Origin of the sequence: Janthinobacterium lyxosi, assembly GCF_051380665.1 — a bacterium.
GTDB lineage: Bacteria > Pseudomonadota > Gammaproteobacteria > Burkholderiales > Burkholderiaceae_D > Janthinobacterium.
In genome coordinates this window covers 223,360-240,182 of the sequence record NZ_JBNYXM010000010.1, presented here as the reverse complement: position 1 = coordinate 240,182, position 16,823 = coordinate 223,360, and the positions used below count along the sequence as shown (strand labels likewise).

Annotated in this window: 17 protein-coding genes; 13 read left to right on the top strand and 4 right to left on the bottom strand. The window is 61.8% G+C overall.

Annotated features, from left to right (window positions below; all coding sequences use genetic code 11):
• Positions 1-197 precede the first annotated feature (197 nt).
• A complete protein-coding gene (locus tag ACQ4WP_RS13430) occupies positions 198-392 on the bottom strand; it encodes a zinc-finger domain-containing protein (protein ID WP_034780619.1) in 195 nt (64 codons plus the stop codon).
• Between the two features lie 282 nt (positions 393-674).
• Here ACQ4WP_RS13430 and ACQ4WP_RS13425 point away from each other — a divergent pair, with 282 nt between their 5' ends.
• The 11 genes from ACQ4WP_RS13425 (at position 675) to ACQ4WP_RS13375 (ending at position 12,021) form a co-directional block, all read left to right on the top strand.
• A complete protein-coding gene (locus tag ACQ4WP_RS13425) occupies positions 675-1,397 on the top strand; it encodes an AzlC family ABC transporter permease (protein WP_436521341.1) in 723 nt (240 codons plus the stop codon).
• Entirely contained in the window at positions 1,390-1,740 is a 351-nt protein-coding gene (locus tag ACQ4WP_RS13420; RefSeq protein ID WP_436521330.1) for an AzlD domain-containing protein, read from the top strand. Before ACQ4WP_RS13425 ends, ACQ4WP_RS13420 begins: the two co-directional genes overlap by 8 nt.
• A 77-nt stretch (positions 1,741-1,817) precedes the next feature.
• Entirely contained in the window at positions 1,818-3,029 is a 1,212-nt protein-coding gene (locus ACQ4WP_RS13415; protein ID WP_436521328.1) for a phosphoglycerate kinase, read from the top strand.
• Positions 3,030-3,139: 110 nt separating this feature from the next.
• The gene (gene pyk, locus ACQ4WP_RS13410) at positions 3,140-4,588 is read left to right on the top strand and encodes a pyruvate kinase (protein WP_436521326.1); all 1,449 of its coding nucleotides are present in this window, start codon (positions 3,140-3,142) and stop codon (positions 4,586-4,588) included.
• 196 nt (positions 4,589-4,784) lie between these two features.
• Complete coding sequence (gene fba, locus ACQ4WP_RS13405; RefSeq protein ID WP_071075342.1) at positions 4,785-5,849, top strand: class II fructose-bisphosphate aldolase; 1,065 nt, start codon at positions 4,785-4,787, stop codon at positions 5,847-5,849.
• A 117-nt stretch (positions 5,850-5,966) separates the two neighbouring features.
• Entirely contained in the window at positions 5,967-6,860 is an 894-nt protein-coding gene (locus ACQ4WP_RS13400; RefSeq protein ID WP_436521324.1) for a phosphoribosylaminoimidazolesuccinocarboxamide synthase, read from the top strand.
• A gap of 1 nt (position 6,861) precedes the next feature.
• A complete protein-coding gene (gene purE / locus ACQ4WP_RS13395; protein ID WP_436521322.1) occupies positions 6,862-7,368 on the top strand; it encodes a 5-(carboxyamino)imidazole ribonucleotide mutase in 507 nt (168 codons plus the stop codon).
• 15 nt (positions 7,369-7,383) lie between these two features.
• On the top strand, positions 7,384-8,592 hold the full coding sequence (locus ACQ4WP_RS13390; protein WP_436521320.1) for a 5-(carboxyamino)imidazole ribonucleotide synthase: 1,209 nt from the start codon (positions 7,384-7,386) through the stop codon (positions 8,590-8,592).
• A complete protein-coding gene (locus tag ACQ4WP_RS13385; RefSeq protein WP_436521318.1) occupies positions 8,589-9,608 on the top strand; it encodes an L-threonylcarbamoyladenylate synthase in 1,020 nt (339 codons plus the stop codon). The genes ACQ4WP_RS13390 and ACQ4WP_RS13385 overlap by 4 nt, the downstream gene beginning before the upstream one ends.
• A 242-nt stretch (positions 9,609-9,850) precedes the next feature.
• A complete protein-coding gene (locus ACQ4WP_RS13380) occupies positions 9,851-11,236 on the top strand; it encodes an SGNH/GDSL hydrolase family protein (protein ID WP_436521316.1) in 1,386 nt (461 codons plus the stop codon).
• A gap of 98 nt (positions 11,237-11,334) precedes the next feature.
• Complete coding sequence (locus ACQ4WP_RS13375) at positions 11,335-12,021, top strand: OmpW/AlkL family protein (protein WP_436521314.1); 687 nt, start codon at positions 11,335-11,337, stop codon at positions 12,019-12,021.
• Between the two features lie 38 nt (positions 12,022-12,059).
• Here ACQ4WP_RS13375 and ACQ4WP_RS13370 read toward each other — a convergent pair whose 3' ends face one another.
• Positions 12,060-12,566 (bottom strand): flavin reductase family protein, encoded by a 507-nt coding sequence (locus ACQ4WP_RS13370; RefSeq protein ID WP_096237985.1) that lies wholly within the window; start codon positions 12,564-12,566, stop codon positions 12,060-12,062.
• Between the two features lie 176 nt (positions 12,567-12,742).
• On the opposite strand from ACQ4WP_RS13370, the gene msrA reads away from it, so the two are divergent.
• Positions 12,743-13,276: a peptide-methionine (S)-S-oxide reductase MsrA gene (gene msrA / locus ACQ4WP_RS13365; protein ID WP_436521311.1), complete on the top strand. Its 534-nt coding sequence runs from the start codon at positions 12,743-12,745 to the stop codon at positions 13,274-13,276.
• A 27-nt stretch (positions 13,277-13,303) separates the two neighbouring features.
• Here msrA and ACQ4WP_RS13360 read toward each other — a convergent pair whose 3' ends face one another.
• Together ACQ4WP_RS13360 and pdxH are read right to left on the bottom strand one after the other, a co-directional pair.
• Positions 13,304-14,533, bottom strand: a complete 1,230-nt coding sequence (locus ACQ4WP_RS13360) for a class I SAM-dependent methyltransferase (RefSeq protein WP_436521309.1) — start codon at positions 14,531-14,533, stop codon at positions 13,304-13,306.
• Between the two features lie 126 nt (positions 14,534-14,659).
• Positions 14,660-15,850, bottom strand: coding sequence for a pyridoxamine 5'-phosphate oxidase (pdxH, locus tag ACQ4WP_RS13355; protein ID WP_436521307.1), 1,191 nt, complete (start codon positions 15,848-15,850; stop codon positions 14,660-14,662).
• 112 nt (positions 15,851-15,962) lie between these two features.
• Between pdxH and ACQ4WP_RS13350 the strand changes: the two genes are divergently transcribed.
• Positions 15,963-16,820, top strand: coding sequence for a tRNA threonylcarbamoyladenosine dehydratase (locus ACQ4WP_RS13350; RefSeq protein WP_436521305.1), 858 nt, complete (start codon positions 15,963-15,965; stop codon positions 16,818-16,820).
• The last annotated feature ends 3 nt before the right edge of the window (positions 16,821-16,823 follow it).

The window sequence follows — 16,823 nt, the reverse complement described above, 5'->3', positions numbered from 1 at the left end:
AGTTGTGATACTTCCACTTTAGGCGCTTTGACGCCGTAGGCCCGTGAGGATCCCCCCTATCGTGCTACCCGCTACCAGACCTACTTCGCCCGAATCGCCTGAATCGGGAGGGAGGCGTCCATTTCATTCTCCGGCTTGAGCGGTACAGCTAGGTGTATAAATGAAAACGGCGCGCTGGGGGCGCGCCGCTGGGCAGTTTAATGATGGCCGGCGCTGGCGCCTTCCTTCAGGGTGTAGGCCGTGCCGCAGTAGGGGCACTTGGCGATACCGTCTTTGTTGAATTCCAGAAACACGCGCGGATGCGACGACCACAGCGGCATGGCCGGGTTAGGGCAGTGGGCTGGCAAGTCTTTACTGTCGAGTTCGACCGCTGGCTGGGTGGTTTTTGTCATCTTGTCATGCTCCGTGAGGCTGTATGGAAGGAAGTCGGCTGCTGCCAAAACCACGATTTTAACGGATTCAGGCAGACAGCAAAAATCATGGCTAAAATGGCGCCTTGATCATCTGCGGCTGCGGCGCGGGTTTTTGCGAAAATATGGCAGCTGCAGCGCCACACTGACTGGATTTGCCTTGCCGGTATTACCGTTGCGTAGCGCTATTACTTTTCGTATTGCGCGCACCATTGTTGTGCAGTTACCACACTCCTCCTGCGGGAGCATCGCGTGAACGCCGTCATGGCCGACAAGGACGATGGCGTGCTGAAAGACGCCTGGCATGCCGGCTTGAAACTGGGCGCGCCCAGCCTGCTGGGCATTGCCGCCTGGGGCATGGTGGTGGGCGTGGCCATGGTGAAAAGCGGCCTGACGGTGGCACAGGCGGGGGCCATGACCCTGTTTGTCTTTGCCGGCTCGGCCCAGCTCGCCTCCCTGCCCCTGCTGGCCGCCCACGCCCCCGTGTGGGTAATCTTCGCCACGGCCCTCGTCGTCAATTTGCGTTTTGTCATCTTTTCCGTGTTGCTGGCGCCCCATTTCGCCCATCTGCCGTGGCGCCAGCGCTTTGCGCTAGGCTATGTGGCGGGCGATATCACGGTGGGCCTGTTCCTGCAGCGCTATCCCCATGAAACGCCGGACCCGGCCAAGTTGCCCTTCCTCAAGGGCCTGATTTACCCCAACTGGATGGCCTGGCAAACCGGTTCCTTCATCGGCATCGTGCTGGGTGCCGTCGTGCCGGCCGAATGGGGGCTGGGTTTTGCCGGAACCCTGGCGATCCTGTGCGTCACCGTGCCCCTGATCCTCAACCGCGCCGCTTTGTGCGGCGTGCTGGTGGCGGGCACGGTGGCCGTGCTGGCGTTTGGCTTGCCATACAAGCTGGGTTTGCTGGTGGCCGTCCTGGCCGGCATGCTGTCGGCCATGGCCGTGGAGGAATTGACCGAGAAATGGAACAAACGCCATGTTTGACGGATTGGACTGGGGCAGGACCGATGTGTGGATCTCCATCGCCGTGCTGGTGGTGGCGACAGCCGCCACGCGCAGCACCTTCTGGCTGGTTGGCCATCACATCAGCATTCCGCGCAGGATCAATGAGATGCTGCGCTATGCGCCGGCCTGCGCGCTGGCGGCCATTATCGCGCCCGATATGCTGATGGAGGGGCAGCAAGTGTACTTCGAATTGTCGAATTTGAAACTCTTGTCGGGTATTGCCGCCACGCTCTTTTTCGTGATCCGCCGCAATATGCTGCAAACCATCGTGTTTGGCATGCTGGTTTTCACGGGCTTGCGACTGTTGCATGTTTTTCAGTAAAGCAGGACAAATCGGCGATTTGCGCTGGTCATTGCGGTAAAATAGCGCACTTCCTTCCACTCGTCATCTGGATCGCCATGTCAGCTGTTCTCAACTTCATCCGTCTGCAAGATTTGATCGCCCAAAATGCACTGCAAGGCAAGCGCGTGTTTATCCGCGCCGACCTGAATGTCCCGCAAGATGACAGTGGCAAGATCACCGAAGATACGCGCATCCGCGCCTCGGTGCCGGCCATCCGCGCCGCGCTGGACGCTGGCGCTGCCGTCATGGTGACGTCGCACCTGGGCCGTCCGACGGAAGGCGAATTCAAGCCAGCCGACAGCCTGGCACCCGTGGCCGCCCGCTTGTCCGAGCTGCTGGGCCAGGAAGTGGTGCTGAAACAAAACTGGATCGATGGTGCTGGCCTGGAAAACCTGGCTGCCGGCCAGGTGGTCCTGCTGGAAAACGTGCGCGTCAACAAGGGCGAAAAGAAAAACAGCGACGAGCTGGCGCAAAAAATGGCGAAGCTGTGCGATATCTATGTGAACGATGCGTTCGGCACGGCCCACCGCGCCGAAGCGTCCACGCACGGCATCGCCAAGTTCGCCCCTGTCGCCTGCGCCGGCCCGCTGCTGGCCGCCGAACTCGATGCGCTGGGGAAAGCTTTGCACGCCCCAGCCCGCCCGCTGCTGGCTATTGTTGCTGGTTCGAAAGTATCGAGTAAACTGACCATCCTGAAAGCCCTGTCCGACAAGGTCGATAACTTGATCGTCGGCGGCGGCATCGCCAACACCTTCATGAAGGCCGTCGGCTTGAACGTCGGCAAGTCGCTGGTGGAAGCGGAACTCGTCGAAGAGGCGAAAGCCATCATCGAGATCATGGCCAAGCGCGGCGCGCAAGTGCCGATTCCCGTCGATGTCGTGTGCGCCAAGGAGTTTTCGCCGACGGCCGCCGCCACCGTCAAGGACGTGGCCGACGTGGCCGACGACGACATGATCCTCGATATCGGCCCGAAAACGTCCGCCCTGCTGGCGCAGCAGATCGCCGCTGCCGGCACCATCGTCTGGAATGGCCCCGTCGGTGTGTTCGAATTCGACCAGTTCGGCAACGGCACCAAGACCCTGGCCTTGGCCATTGCCGAGTCGAAAGCATTTTCCATCGCTGGCGGTGGCGACACCCTGGCGGCGATTGCCAAATACGACATTACCGATAAAATCAGCTATATCTCGACGGGCGGCGGCGCTTTCCTGGAATTCCTGGAAGGCAAGACTTTGCCTGCAGTGGAAATTCTCATGCAACGTGCTGGCTGATACAGCCTGACTGTAGTGCCACCAAGCGCAGCCTGACCGCTGCGCTTTTACCTTGCCGGATGCAGCATCGAGCCGGCCTTGCTCACCTTCGCTCGCGCACAAGGACTCCTATGCCACGCGGTACAAAAATCGTAGCAACAATCGGCCCCGCCTCCACCGACTTCGATATCCTGGTGAAGATGATACGTGCGGGTGTCGACGTGGTGCGTTTGAATTTTTCCCATGGCAAGGCGCAAGACCATATCGACCGCGCGGCGCTGGTACGCCTGGCGGCGCTTGAGTGCGGCCGCGAAGTGGCCATCATGGCCGACATGCAGGGTCCGAAAATTCGCGTCGGCAAGTTTGAAAATACGCGCATCCAATTGGAGCAGGGCGAGCGCTTCATCCTCGACGCCAAGTGGGGCGAGAATGGCGAGCTGGGCAACCAGGAACGGGTCGGCCTCGATTACAAGGCGCTGCCGCGCGACCTGCACAAGGGCGACGTGCTGCTGCTGAACGATGGCCTCATCGTGCTGATCGTCGAGCGCATCCACGGCAGCGAAATCCACACGACAGTGAAAATCGGCGGCGAGTTGTCGAACAACAAGGGCATCAACCGCCAGGGCGGCGGCCTGTCCGCGCCGGCGCTGACGGCCAAGGATATGGAAGATATCAAGACGGCCATGAGTTTCCAGGCCGACTATCTGGCCATTTCCTTCCCGAAATGCGCGACCGACATGGAAATGGCGCGCCAGCTGGCCAATATCGCCGGCGAACCGTACCACCACAAGCCGATGATGATCGCCAAGATCGAGCGCGCGGAAGCCATTCCTGCCTTGCAGGAAATTCTCGACGCTTCCGACGGCATCATGGTGGCGCGTGGCGACCTGGCCGTCGAGGTAGGCAATGCGGCCGTGCCGGCCCTGCAGAAACGCATGATCAAGATGGCGCGCGCGTCGAATAAACTGGCCATTACTGCCACGCAGATGATGGAATCGATGATCGTCAACGCCGTGCCGACCCGCGCGGAAGTATCCGACGTGGCGAATGCCGTGTTGGACGGCACGGACGCCGTCATGACGTCGGCCGAGACGGCATCGGGCAAGTACCCGATCGAAACGGTGGAAATGATGGCCGCCATCTGCGTCGAAGCGGAACAGTCCGAATACAACAAGCTCGATGCCGATTTCCTCAACGTCACGTTTACCCGCATCGACCAGTCGATCGCGTATGGCGCCCTGTTTACGGCCCACCATTTGCGCGTGAAAGCCATCGTGGCGCTGACGGAATCCGGTTCCACCGCCTTGTGGATGAGTCGCCACAGCATCGACACGCCGATCTACGCGCTCACGCCCAGTGTCACCACTTTGCGCAAAGCCGCGCTGTACCGCAATGTTCGGGCGTATCATCTGATGCAGAACGCCCCCAGCGCGCAAGTGCTGAAGCAGGCGGAAGAGCTGTTGGTGGCGCAGGGCATCGTCAGGAAGGGTGACATGATCGTCGTCACCTGGGGCGAGCCGATGGGCCAGGTGGGTGGTACCAATGCCCTGAAAATCGTCACAGTCGGCGAATTCGAGTAAGAACGCCCAAAAACTGCCCAGGGCGTTGTTGCATTGCCTCGTCGTACTAGTCGTACTGCCTTCGGCAACGCGCCTAGCCCTGAACAGTTTGTCGGACGTTCTTGTGTCATGCGTGTAGTTGAAAGAATTCAGGCGCCAGCGCGGCAGTTAGCCGCGAAGCGCCGCAACAGTTTCTATTGTTCTCTGGAGTATTACCATGTCTCTCGTATCCATGCGTCAACTGCTGGACCATGCTGCCGAAAACGGTTATGGCATTCCTGCTTTCAACGTCAACAACCTGGAGCAAGTGCAAGCCATCATGGCTGCCGCCGATGCGCTCAACAGCCCGGTGATCATGCAAGCGTCCGCTGGCGCGCGCAAGTACGCCGGTGAAGCCTTCCTGCGCCACCTGATCGACGCCGCCGTCGAAGCGTATCCGCACATTCCCGTCGTCATGCACCAGGATCACGGCCAGTCGCCAGCCGTCTGCATGGCCGCCATCCGCTCGGGCTTCACGTCCGTGATGATGGATGGCTCGCTGGAAGCGGACGGCAAGTCGGTCGCCTCGTACGAATACAACGTGGAAGTATCGCGTGAAGTGGTGAAATTCTCGCACGCCATCGGCGTGACGGTGGAAGCGGAACTGGGCGTGCTCGGTTCGCTGGAAACCATGAAGGGCGACAAGGAAGACGGCCACGGCGCTGACGGCACCATGACGCGCGAGCAACTGCTGACGGACGTGGCGCAAGCGGCCGACTTCGTGCAACGCACCCAGTGCGACGCCCTGGCGATCGCCATCGGTACCTCGCACGGCGCGTATAAATTCACGCGCAAGCCGACGGGCGACATCCTGGCCATCGACCGCATCAAGGAAATCCACGCGCGTATCCCGAACACCCACCTGGTGATGCACGGTTCGTCGTCGGTGCCGCAGGAATTGCTGGCCATCATCCGTGAATTCGGCGGCGACATGAAGGAAACCTACGGCGTGCCAGTCGAGGAAATCCAGGAAGGCATCCGTCACGGCGTGCGCAAGATCAACATCGATACCGACATCCGCCTGGCGATGACGGCCGCGATCCGCAAGTATCTGTTTGAAAATCCGTCGAAATTCGACCCGCGCGACTACCTGAAGCCCGCCCGCCTTGCCGCCGAGCAAATCGTGCGCGCGCGCATGCAGGCCTTCGGCTGCGAAGGCCAGGCCTCGAAAATCAAGGTCATCACGATGGAAAAAATGGCCGAGCGCTACAAGGCCGGCGAGCTGTCGCAAATTGTGAAGTAAAATTCTGTCTGGAACGGGCAGGAGGCATCCGCATACAGCGTATCCTTGTGCCCGATTTTCTCGACCGGCAGGCATCCCCTGCCTGCCGGTTTCGTTTCATCCAACTATTCCCCCGCTATGAACAGCCTCTATCAGACTTCCATCCACTCCCTGCCATTGCTGGGCCACGGCAAGGTCCGCGACAACTACGCCGTTGGCGACGACAAGATACTGATCGTCACCACGGACCGCCTGTCGGCCTTCGATGTCGTCATGAACGAGCCTATCCCCGGCAAGGGCAAGGTCCTTAACCAGATGAGCGACTTCTGGTTCGAGAAACTCGGCCATATCGTGCCGAACCACCTGACCGGCGTGGCGCCGGAATCCGTGGTGGCGCCCGAGGAAGTGGAGCAAGTCAAGGGCCGCGCCGTGGTGGCCAAGCGCTTGAAACCCATCATGGTCGAGGCGGTCGTGCGCGGCTACATCATCGGTTCGGGCTGGAAAGATTATCAGGAGTCGGGCAGCATCTGCGGCATCGCGCTGCCAGCCGGCCTGCAACAGGCGGAAAAACTGCCGGAACCGATCTTCACCCCGGCGGCCAAGGCCGAGCTGGGCGAGCATGACGAAAACATCAGCTTTGCAGAAATGGAAGAGCGCATCGGCTTTGACCTGGCTGCCAAGATGCGTGACGTGGCCATCGCGCTGTACAAGGCTGCCGCCGAGTACGCCGCCACGCGCGGCATCATCATCGCTGACACCAAGTTCGAATTCGGCCTGGACGACAACGGCGTCATGCATTTGATGGATGAAGTGCTGACGGCCGACTCGTCGCGCTTCTGGCCCGCCGATTCCTACCAGCCCGGCATCTCGCCACCGTCGTTCGACAAGCAATTCGTGCGCGATTACCTGGAAACGTTGACCTGGGGCAAGACCGCACCGGCGCCTGCGCTGCCGGCCGATGTCATCGAAAAAACCCAGGCCAAGTACTTTGAAGCCATCGAACGCCTGACGGGCGAGAAGCTGAAGGCCTGAGATGACTGAGCAAAAGTTGAACCCCAAGCCGCTGGTCGGCGTCATCATGGGCTCGTCTTCGGACTGGGACGTGATGCAGAACGCGGTTGCCATCCTGAAACAGTTTGGCGTGTCGTACGAAGCGCAAGTCATTTCCGCGCACCGCATGCCCGACGAGATGTATGCGTATGCGAAAAACGCGCGCGCGCGTGGTCTGCGCGCCATCATCGCCGGCGCCGGCGGCGCGGCCCACCTGCCTGGCATGGTGGCGGCGATGACCATCGTGCCCGTGCTGGGCGTGCCCGTGCCATCGAAATACTTGCGTGGCGAAGATTCCATGCTGTCCATACTGCAAATGCCCAAGGGCGTGCCGGTGGCCACCTTCGCCATCGGCGAGGCGGGCGCGGCGAATGCGGCGTTGACGGCGGTGGCGATGCTTGCCGCTAACGACGACGCCCTGGCCGAGCGCTTGGAAGCCTTCCGCGCCACGCAAACGGCCGCCGCCAAGGCCATGGTCTTGCCTGAATAATGTGCTTGAAAAATAATGAATAGTAAATCGACTTCCCCATTGCTGCCCGCCGCCCATCCACCGGCGTGGCTGGGCGTGATGGGCGGCGGCCAGCTCGGCCGCATGTTTGCCCAGGCCGCTCAGAGCATGGGCTATCAGGTTGCAGTTCTTGAACCTGTACTGGAACCGGCCGCCACCTGCCCTGCGGGGCAGGTGGCGCAGCGCCTGGTGAATGCCGGCTACAGCGATGCGGACGGTCTCGACGCGCTGGCCGCGCAATGCCTGGCCGTCACCACGGAATTCGAGAACGTGCCGGCCGACAGCCTGTCGCGCCTGGCCGGCCACATCTTCGTGGCGCCGGATGCCCACGGCGTGTCGGTGGCACAAGACCGCATCGCGGAAAAGCGTTTCTTTGTCGACTGCGCGGGCAAATCGGGCGTGCTGCCGGCGCCGCACATGGTCATCGCCACGCAGGCCGATATCGACAGCATAGCCGACGACTTGCTGCCAGGCATCTTGAAAACCGTGCGCATGGGCTATGACGGCAAGGGCCAGTTCCGCGTGCGCACGCGCGACGAGGTGCGCGCCGCGTTCGCGGAAATGGGACAAGTAACTTGCCTGTTGGAAAAGATGCTGCCGCTGGCGTATGAAGTGTCGGTGCTGACGGCGCGCGGCTTGGACGGCGAATCGGTCGTGTATCCGATCGCCGAAAACGTGCACCGCGACGGGGTGCTGTTTACCACCACCGTGCCGGGTCCGAACGTGTCGGACGACTGCGCCGCCAAGGCGCAGCGGGCGGCGCAAGCCATGGTCGCTGAACTCGGCTATGTCGGCGTGCTGTGCATCGAATTTTTCGTGCTGACCGACGGTAGCCTGGTGGTCAACGAAATGGCGCCGCGTCCGCACAACAGCGGCCATTACACGATGGATGCCTGCGTCACCAGCCAGTTCGCGCAGCAGGTGCGGGCCATGGCGCGCCTGCCGCTGGGCGACGTGCGCCAGCATTCGCCGGCCGTGATGCTCAACATCCTGGGCGACGCCTGGTTTGCCGACGGCAGCGATGCCGCCTGCGAACCGGCGTGGGACCAGGTGCTGGCGCTGCCGGGCGCCTGTTTGCATCTGTATGGCAAGGACGATCCGCGTCGCGGGCGCAAGATGGGCCACCTGACCTTCATCGCGGCCAGCTTGCCGCAGGCGCAGCAGCGCCTGCGCGACGCTTGCCTGATCCTGGGAATCGCGCCGTGAGCGTGCCTGCACAAGATCTGGAAGCCGCCGCTGCCGTGCTGGAAGCGGGCGGCCTTGTCGCTTTCCCGACGGAAACAGTGTACGGCCTGGGCGCCGATGCGGAAAACCCGGCCGCCGTGGCGCGCATCTACGAAGCCAAGGGCCGTCCTTCGGATCACCCCGTCATCGTGCACGTGGCGCCCGGCGCCGACTTGGCGCACTGGTCCGATGACATTCCAGTCGAGGCGGAACAGCTGGTGGCAGCCTTCTGGCCCGGTCCGCTGACCCTGATCGTCAAGCGCGCCGCGCATATCCCCGACGCCGTTTCCGGCGGCCAGGATACGGTGGGCTTGCGCTGCCCGTCGCATCCGGTGGCTATCGAATTGCTACGCACCTTCAAGGGTGGCAAGGGCGGCCTGGCGGCGCCGTCTGCAAACAAATTCGGCAATGTCAGCCCCACCACGGCGCAGCATGTGCGCGATGAATTCGCGGCGGAACTGGACAGTGGCTTGCTGGGCCTGGTCCTCGACGGCGGCCAGAGCGAGGTGGGCATCGAGTCGACCATCGTCGACCTGTCGCGCCTGGTCACGCACGGTCCCGTGCTGTTGCGTCCCGGTCATATCAGCAGCGAGCAGATCGCCGCTATCATTGGCCGCGCACCGGCCGTGGCGGACGCGGCCGCGCCGCGCGCCTCGGGCACCCTGGAATCGCATTACGCGCCACATACGCCTGTTGCGATGCAGCACAGCGACGACGTGCGCGCCACCTTGAACCGCCTGCTTAACGACGGGCGCCGCGTGGCCCTGATCCATTACTCGGACCTGCCGCCGGCCAGCGCCAGCGTGCGCCTGGCGGCCCGCCCGGAAAATTACGCACACGCGCTGTATGCCTCGCTGCGCACGATGGACCAGGTCGGCGCCGAGCTGATACTCGTCGAAGCACCGCCTACCGGCCCCGAGTGGCTGGGCGTGAATGACCGTTTGCGGCGCGCCGCATTCGGCTCAAGTGGTATCTTGCAGCAGTTTCTGTCCGCATAATGAAAAGCCCCGCAAGGGGCTTTTTCTTGATGCAGCGCAATAGAGATGCTTGCCACGAAACATCTTAAATCCTCCATAATTCATGCGATCACCCTGGCGTGACACGGCGCTGGCAGTGTTGTTATTTCGTTGATTTTTAAAACATATTTTCTATACAAGCCTGAGGAACGATGGCATATTAGTTGGGTAGCGAATAGCACGCCCGTTCGTTTAGAAACCAGAAAAAAGACCGAGGAGACAAAATGCATCAAACAAAATTCGCGCTGGCCGTGCTGGCTGCGGCTGTCCTGGCAGGTTGCGGCGGCGCCAGTGGCGGTGATCAAGCTTTGAAAGTCAAATACACGGCGCAGGTGTCGTTCGGCGACAGCCTGTCCGATGTCGGTTCGTATGCCGTGGGCACGGTGCTGGCGAAAGGTGGCGGCAAGTTCACCATCAATGGCGACAATACCAAGATCAATCCTGAACTGACGGGCAAGAACTGGACCGAGCACCTGGCCGCGCAATTCGGCTTGTCGGTGCCATGCGCTGCCGAAACGGGCCTGGAAGGCAATGCGGCGCAAGGCTTGTCCGTGCCGCGCGTCAAGCATGCAGGCTGCTTCGGCTACGCCATGGGCGGCTCGCGCGTGACCAATCCAGTCGGCCCGAACAACAAGGCTACGGGCAGTGCGCTGGGCGCTTTGACCGTGCCCGTGGTGACGCAGATCGCGAACCACCTGGCCGTCTCTGGCGGCAAGTTCAGCGGCACGGAAGCTGTTTTCGTCATGGCGGGCGGTAACGATGTGCTGTACCAGCTGGGTGCATTGCAAGCGGGCGCCACGGCCGCGGGCACGAAGGCAGGCGCGGATGCGGGCGCACAAGCCTTCGCCACGAACCTGGCGCTGGCCCTGGCGGCCGGCGCTACCAATCCGGCCACGGCAGCAGCTGCCATTGGTGCCGCCATCAAAACAGCCAGTGCGGCGCCGGGCGCCACGTCCACGACGATCGTCGGTGCCGCCGTGCAAGCCGCCGTGAGTGCCGGCAATACGAATGCCCCATCGCTGGCCACCGCTGCGGCCGCCAAGGCACAAGCCGATGCGACGGTGACGGGCAACGCTGCGGGCGCCAAGGCCGGAGCCGAATACGCTGCGGCTCAGGGGCCGTTGCTGGTTGCTGCCATGAAAAAAGCGGGTACCGAACTGGTGGTGCTGGTCAAGGAGCAGATCATTGCCAAGGGCGCCAACTATGTGGTGGTCAACAACCTGCCGGACGTGGCCGGTACGCCATCGGGCTTGAGCAAGGATGCCAATACCAAGGCGCTCATCAATGCCATGGTCAGCACCTTCAATGGTGAACTGAGCGGCGGCCTGAGCGGCAATGCGAAAGTCTTGCTGGTCGACGTGTTTGCCGTCAGCCATGACCAGGGCGTCAACCCTGGCCCGTATGGCTTGACCAACGTCAGCGAGACGGCGTGCGACTTGAGCGCGCCAGGCAATATCCTGGGCAGCTCGCTGGTCTGCAATGGCACGAACCTGAAAGCGGGCGACGTCAGCCACTACTCGTATGCCGACGATGTGCATCCTACGCCGTTCAACAATCTGTTGTTGGCCCGTTATGTAGCCAAGGACATGGTCGTGCGGGGCTGGCTGTAAGGGATGGCCGCGCCAGCTGCGTCCCCGGGACATGGCTGGTGCTGGCAGCGACAAGACTGGATAGCTGAACTATCCGCACATAATGATCAGGAGACAAGATGAAGAATCGTTTGAATACCGCTGTACGCGTGCTGGCCGCCGCCGCCGCGATGGCCATGGTGACGGGCGCTTCGGCGCAAAGCGCAGGCACCTGGATGGCCAAGGTCGGCCTCAACAAGATCACGCCGCACGTGGACAGTGGCGACATTTCCGCACCGGCACTGCCGGGCACCAAGGCCGATGTCAAGGCGGATACCAAGCCCATCCTGACCTTTGCCTACATGATTACGGACAATATTTCCGCTGAAATGATCCTGGGCGTGCCGTACAAGCATGACCTGATGGGCGATGGTTCCATCAAGGGTACGGGCAAGCTGGGCACGGCGGAAGCCTTGCCGCCGACGGCCTTCATCCAGTACCGTTTCTTCCAGCCCAATGCGATGATTCGCCCTTACGTGGGCGCGGGCTTGACGTATGCCTATTTCCAGAAGGAAAAAGGCTCGGGCCAGATGACGGCCTTGCTGGATCCGGGTGGAAAACCAGTCACCTACCGCATGGACAACAAGCTGACAGGCAGCCTGGTGGTCGGCAGCACGCTGGCCATCAACGAGCGCTGGTTTGCCGACGTGGCCGTGGTCAAGACCTACCTGAAAACCAAGGCGAAATTCTCGACGGGGCAGACGCAGGACATCAAGCTCGACCCGGTTGCCGTGAGTATCAGCATCGGGTACAACTTTACCCTGTAAAACAAAAAATCCGCCTCGGCGGATTTTTTTTGTCCAGCTCAGGCTGGCGGTGTATTGAACTTTCCATTATGGAAGATCAAGGGTGGCTGCGCGGCAAACGCGCATTGTTCCACTTCGCCCACGAAAATGACGTGGTCGCCTTCCGGATAGCGGCTGCGGTTGTGGCATTCGAACCAGGCCGACGCGCCTTTCAGGATGGGCTGGCCCGTGCGCGACAGTTCGTATTCGACGTCGTCGAAGGGATTCGGCGTGCGGCGCGCAAAGCGCTGCGCCAGTTCCGCCTGCTCGGCACCCAGCACGTTGATGACGTAATGCGAGTTGCCGCTGAAAATGGGCATGCTGTTCGCCACGGAACCGAGGCTCCACAGTACCAGGGGCGGCGACAGCGAGACGGAATTGAAGGAGCTGGCCGTCAAGCCACGGAAACTGCCGTCGGCCAGACGCGTCGTAATGACCGTCACGCCGGTGGCAAACTGCGACAGCGCCTGGCGGAAATGTGTCGTATCGAATTCTTGCGCTGGCGCGCGGGGAGAGCGTGTGTTCATGGGTGACCTGTCTATTTGCTGACATTATGCCAAAAATCGGCCGCGCCAGCGCAATCGTGGCCGGCGTACCCTGATGTGCGCTGCGTCACGCGCCGTTTCAAGCGGCGCTGCAGGCCATGGCGCTTTGCGTTACAGTAGGGAAATGATAAGACGCGGCAGCGTTGCGGGAGGGCATCATGAATCAACAGGCGGAAGTGGCGGTATTCGGCGGTGGCTGTTTCTGGTGCCTGGCTGCCGTGTACGCGGAAGTGCGCGGCGTGACGCGCATCGCGTCCGGCTACACGGGGGGCAGCGTGCCCGACCCCACGTATGAGCAAGTTTGCACGGGCGACACGGGCCACGCGGAAGTGGTGCGCCTGGAATTCGATCCCGCCATCATCGCTTACCACGACTTGCTGGAAATTTTTTTTACCCTGCACGATCCCACCACCCTGAACCGGCAGGGCAACGATGTCGGCACGCAATACCGTTCCGTCATTCATTACCAGTCGGCGGGGCAGGAAAGCGTGGCGCGCAAGGTGCTTGCTGAAATGGCCGGCGTGTGGGATGCGCCCATCGTCACGCAACTGGTGCCGGCGCAAGTCTTTTACACGGCCGAGGATTACCACCAGAATTATGTCGAGCAGCATCCCTTGCAGAGGTATTGCGCCCTGGTCGTCGCGCCCAAGGTGGAGAAATTCCGCGCCATGTATGCGGGCCGTCTGAAGTGAGGCAGCCCCCAGCGCCGCGCGCACCTGTCAGGTCGTGAGCACGGGCCTGGCGTCCCGCGCATACATGTAGTTGCGCGACCAGGGCAGGGTGGCGGAGCGCCGGCCCGCCTTCACGCAAACGATCTGGTACAGACTGATCAAATCTTGCTCGAAGGCATACGCGCAGCCGGCCAGGTAGACGTGCCAGATGCGGAAGCGCCGTTCGCCCGCCAGCGGGCGGATCTGCTCGGCATGGGCTTCGAAATTCTCCGTCCATAGGGCGCAGGTGCGCGCATAGTGGCGGCGCAGGTTTTCCACATCCAGCACTTCCAGTCCCCCTTGCTGCATGGTCTTGAGTACATTGCCGATGTGCGCCAGCTCTCCGTGCGGAAACACATATTTTTCGATGAATTCGCCGCCGCCATATGGCGTTTCGCCATTCTCCGGGTCGGTGGAGGTGATGCCGTGGTTCATCGCCATGCCGTCCGGCGCCAGCAGCTTGTTGATGATGGAAAAGTACTCGGGCAAATGCTTGAGGCCCACATGCTCGAACATGCCCACGCTGGTGATGCGGTCGAACTGGCCCGTGACGTCGCGGTAGTCTTGCAGGCGGATCTCGACCAGGTGCGCCAGGCCGGCCGCCGCCACGCGCTCGCGCGCCAGCGCGTACTGGTTTTCCGACAGGGTCACGCCCACGCAGCGGGCGCCATATTGCTGTGCGGCACGGATCACGAGCGCGCCCCAGCCGCAGCCGATATCGAGCAGGGTCTGGCCCGGCTGCAGCTGGATTTTCTTCAGGATATGGTCGATCTTCTTGATCTGCGCCTGCGCCAGCGTTTCATCACCGTCTTCAAAATAGGCGCAGGAATACACGAGGGCGGGGTCGAGAAACTGTTCATAGAAGGCATTCGACACATCGTAGTGGTAGCGGATGGCTTCGGCATCCTTGCTCTTGTCGTGCGTAAAGCTGCGCACGATGCGGGCCAGCTTGCCTTCCGGTTTCAGGGTATTGCGCGCCAGCGCATTGCAGATGGAAATCATGTCCTGGGCCGTGCCCCTGACTTCGATATTGCCTTCCACATAGGCCGAGCCCAGGTTGGCCAGCGACGGATTGAGCAGATAGCGTGCCGAGGCGACGGTCGGCAGGCGGATGGTGACGCGCGGCGTTTCGCTGGACAGGTCAACATGCTGGCCATTCCACAATTCTATGCGGAGCGGCAAGGCGGTCTTGCTGCGGATGCTGGCGACCCAGGACTTGAGTTGGTTTTGTACAAACAAAATGGCCTCCAATGCAGCAACCCCAGCTGGGGCTGTAAATTGAGAAACAATGTTATTTAGTAACTTCTACCCGCATAGCCTACACCTATATTGACCAGCTTGCTTTGTGCCGCCTTGACTGCGCGCTTAAGGTTGCAAACGCTGCATGCTCCATTGCCCGTCAGCACCGCGCGTAAACACGATGCGGTCGTGGAAGCGCGAACGGCGCCCCTGCCAGAATTCGATGCGTTCCGCTTGCAAGCGGTAACCGCCCCAGTGGGCCGGGCGCGGCGGCTGCGCATCGCCGAGGGCGGCGGCCACGGCCTCGTAATGGCTTTCCAGCGCGGCCCGGTCGGCGATGGGGGCGCTTTGCTGCGAGGCTATCGCCGACAAGCGGCTTTGCAGAGGGCGCACATTGAAATACTCATCGCTCTCGGCCGCCGTGGTTTTCACCACCGTGCCCTCGATGCGCACTTGCCGTTCCAGCTCGCGCCAGAAGAACAGCAGGGCGGCATGCGGGTTGTGTTCCAGCTGCTGGCCCTTGTCGCTGTTGTAATTCGTGTACCAGGTAAAGCCGCGTTCGTCAAACTGCTTGATCAGCACGATGCGCGAGCTGGGCTTGCCGTCGGGACTGACGGTGGACAAGTCCATCGCGTTCGGCTCCATCACCTGGGCCTTGACGGCTTCGGCAAACCATTTCTGGAATTGGGCGATGGGATCGGCCAGTACGTCCGTCTCGCTCAGGCTCGATTGCACGTAATCGGTACGCATCGCTGCCAGCACGGCGGCCGCGTCCGGCACTTCTGGCGCGATGCCGCGGCGGCGCTGCATGGCCGTGCCCAGCTGCTCCATCTGCTGCGTGCTGAACAGGCGCTTGGCCATGGGCGCCAGTTGTCCTTCTTCCTTGGCCATGTGGGCCTGGTAGGCGGCATCGTAATCGCGCACGCCATCGGCGGACAGCTGCGTGCCTGTGCCGGCCGCGATGGCGTCCAGTTCCGGGCGCAGGGTCAGCCAGGCCTGGTCCATGCGCAAGTGGTCGGCCAGGATTTCCGGCACCAGGGTCGCCAGCAGGGCCGCGTCCTCGCCCGTGGCGGTCGCCTGCAGCATGGGCATCAAGTCTTGCTCTTCATCGTCATGGTGCAGATGGGCGGCTTTATTGAAATATTGCAACACCGCCTTGGCCGCCTGCTGCGCGTCCGGCGTGTTGCCGTGCTGCGCCAGATGGCCCAGCAGGTTTTGCAGGGTCGTCAGCTGCTTGCGGATCTTGTCGTGGCAATGCTTGAGCACGGCGATGGGCTGGTCAAAGCCGGGAACGGAGTCGAACAGGGGAGAGGTCATGGCGAGTTCTCGTGGTGGGCGGTGTGGGGGCGCGGCGACAATGCGGCTTGTCGCTGTGTCAATTCGGCTATTTTAGAATATCCGCCAGCGCAGTGTCCGTTAAAATGGCGCCATGCATACCTCTACCAATGAACTAATTTCCATGGACTTGACCGAGATCGATTTTGAACGGCGTTTCGGCGGCATTGCCCGCCTGTATGGCGCCCCGGTGTTGGAACGCTTCCGCGCCGCCCACGTGTGTGTGATCGGCGTGGGCGGCGTCGGTTCCTGGATCGTCGAAGCGCTGGCGCGCAGCGCCATCGGCCGCCTGACCCTGATCGACCTGGATAATGTTGCCGAATCGAACATCAATCGCCAGATCCAGGCCATGAGCGACACCATCGGCAAGGCCAAGATCACGGCCCTGGCCGAACGCATCGAACTGATCAACCCATTGTGCCAGGTCACGCAGATCGAGGATTTTATTACCCCCGATAATCTGGAGCAGTTGCTGGGCGGGCGCGATTTCGACTATCTGGTCGACGCCATCGACAATGCCAAGGCCAAGGCGGCCGTGATCGCATATTGCCGCGCGCGCAATCTGCCCATGCTGACCATCGGCAGCGCGGGCGGGCAGACGGACCCGACCCTGATCGCCGTGCGCGATTTGTCGAAAACGGAGCAGGAGCCGCTGCTCAAGCGGGTACGCAAGCTGTTGCGTACCGAATATGGTTTCCCGCGTGGCGTGAAAAACAAATTCAACGTCGATGCCGTGTTTTCCATGGAACCGTTGAGCACGCCCGAGAGTGCGGAAGCGTGCGCCATCGATGGCAGCACGCCCGCCGGCGTGACGGGCTTGAATTGCGCCGGCTTCGGTTCCAGCGTGGTGGTGACGGCCAGCTTCGGCATGGTGGCGGCCGCGCATGCGCTGAAAAGCTTGCGCCAAGACAAACTTGCCGCGGCGCCAGTGCCAGTGCCGGACGCTGCCTGAGTC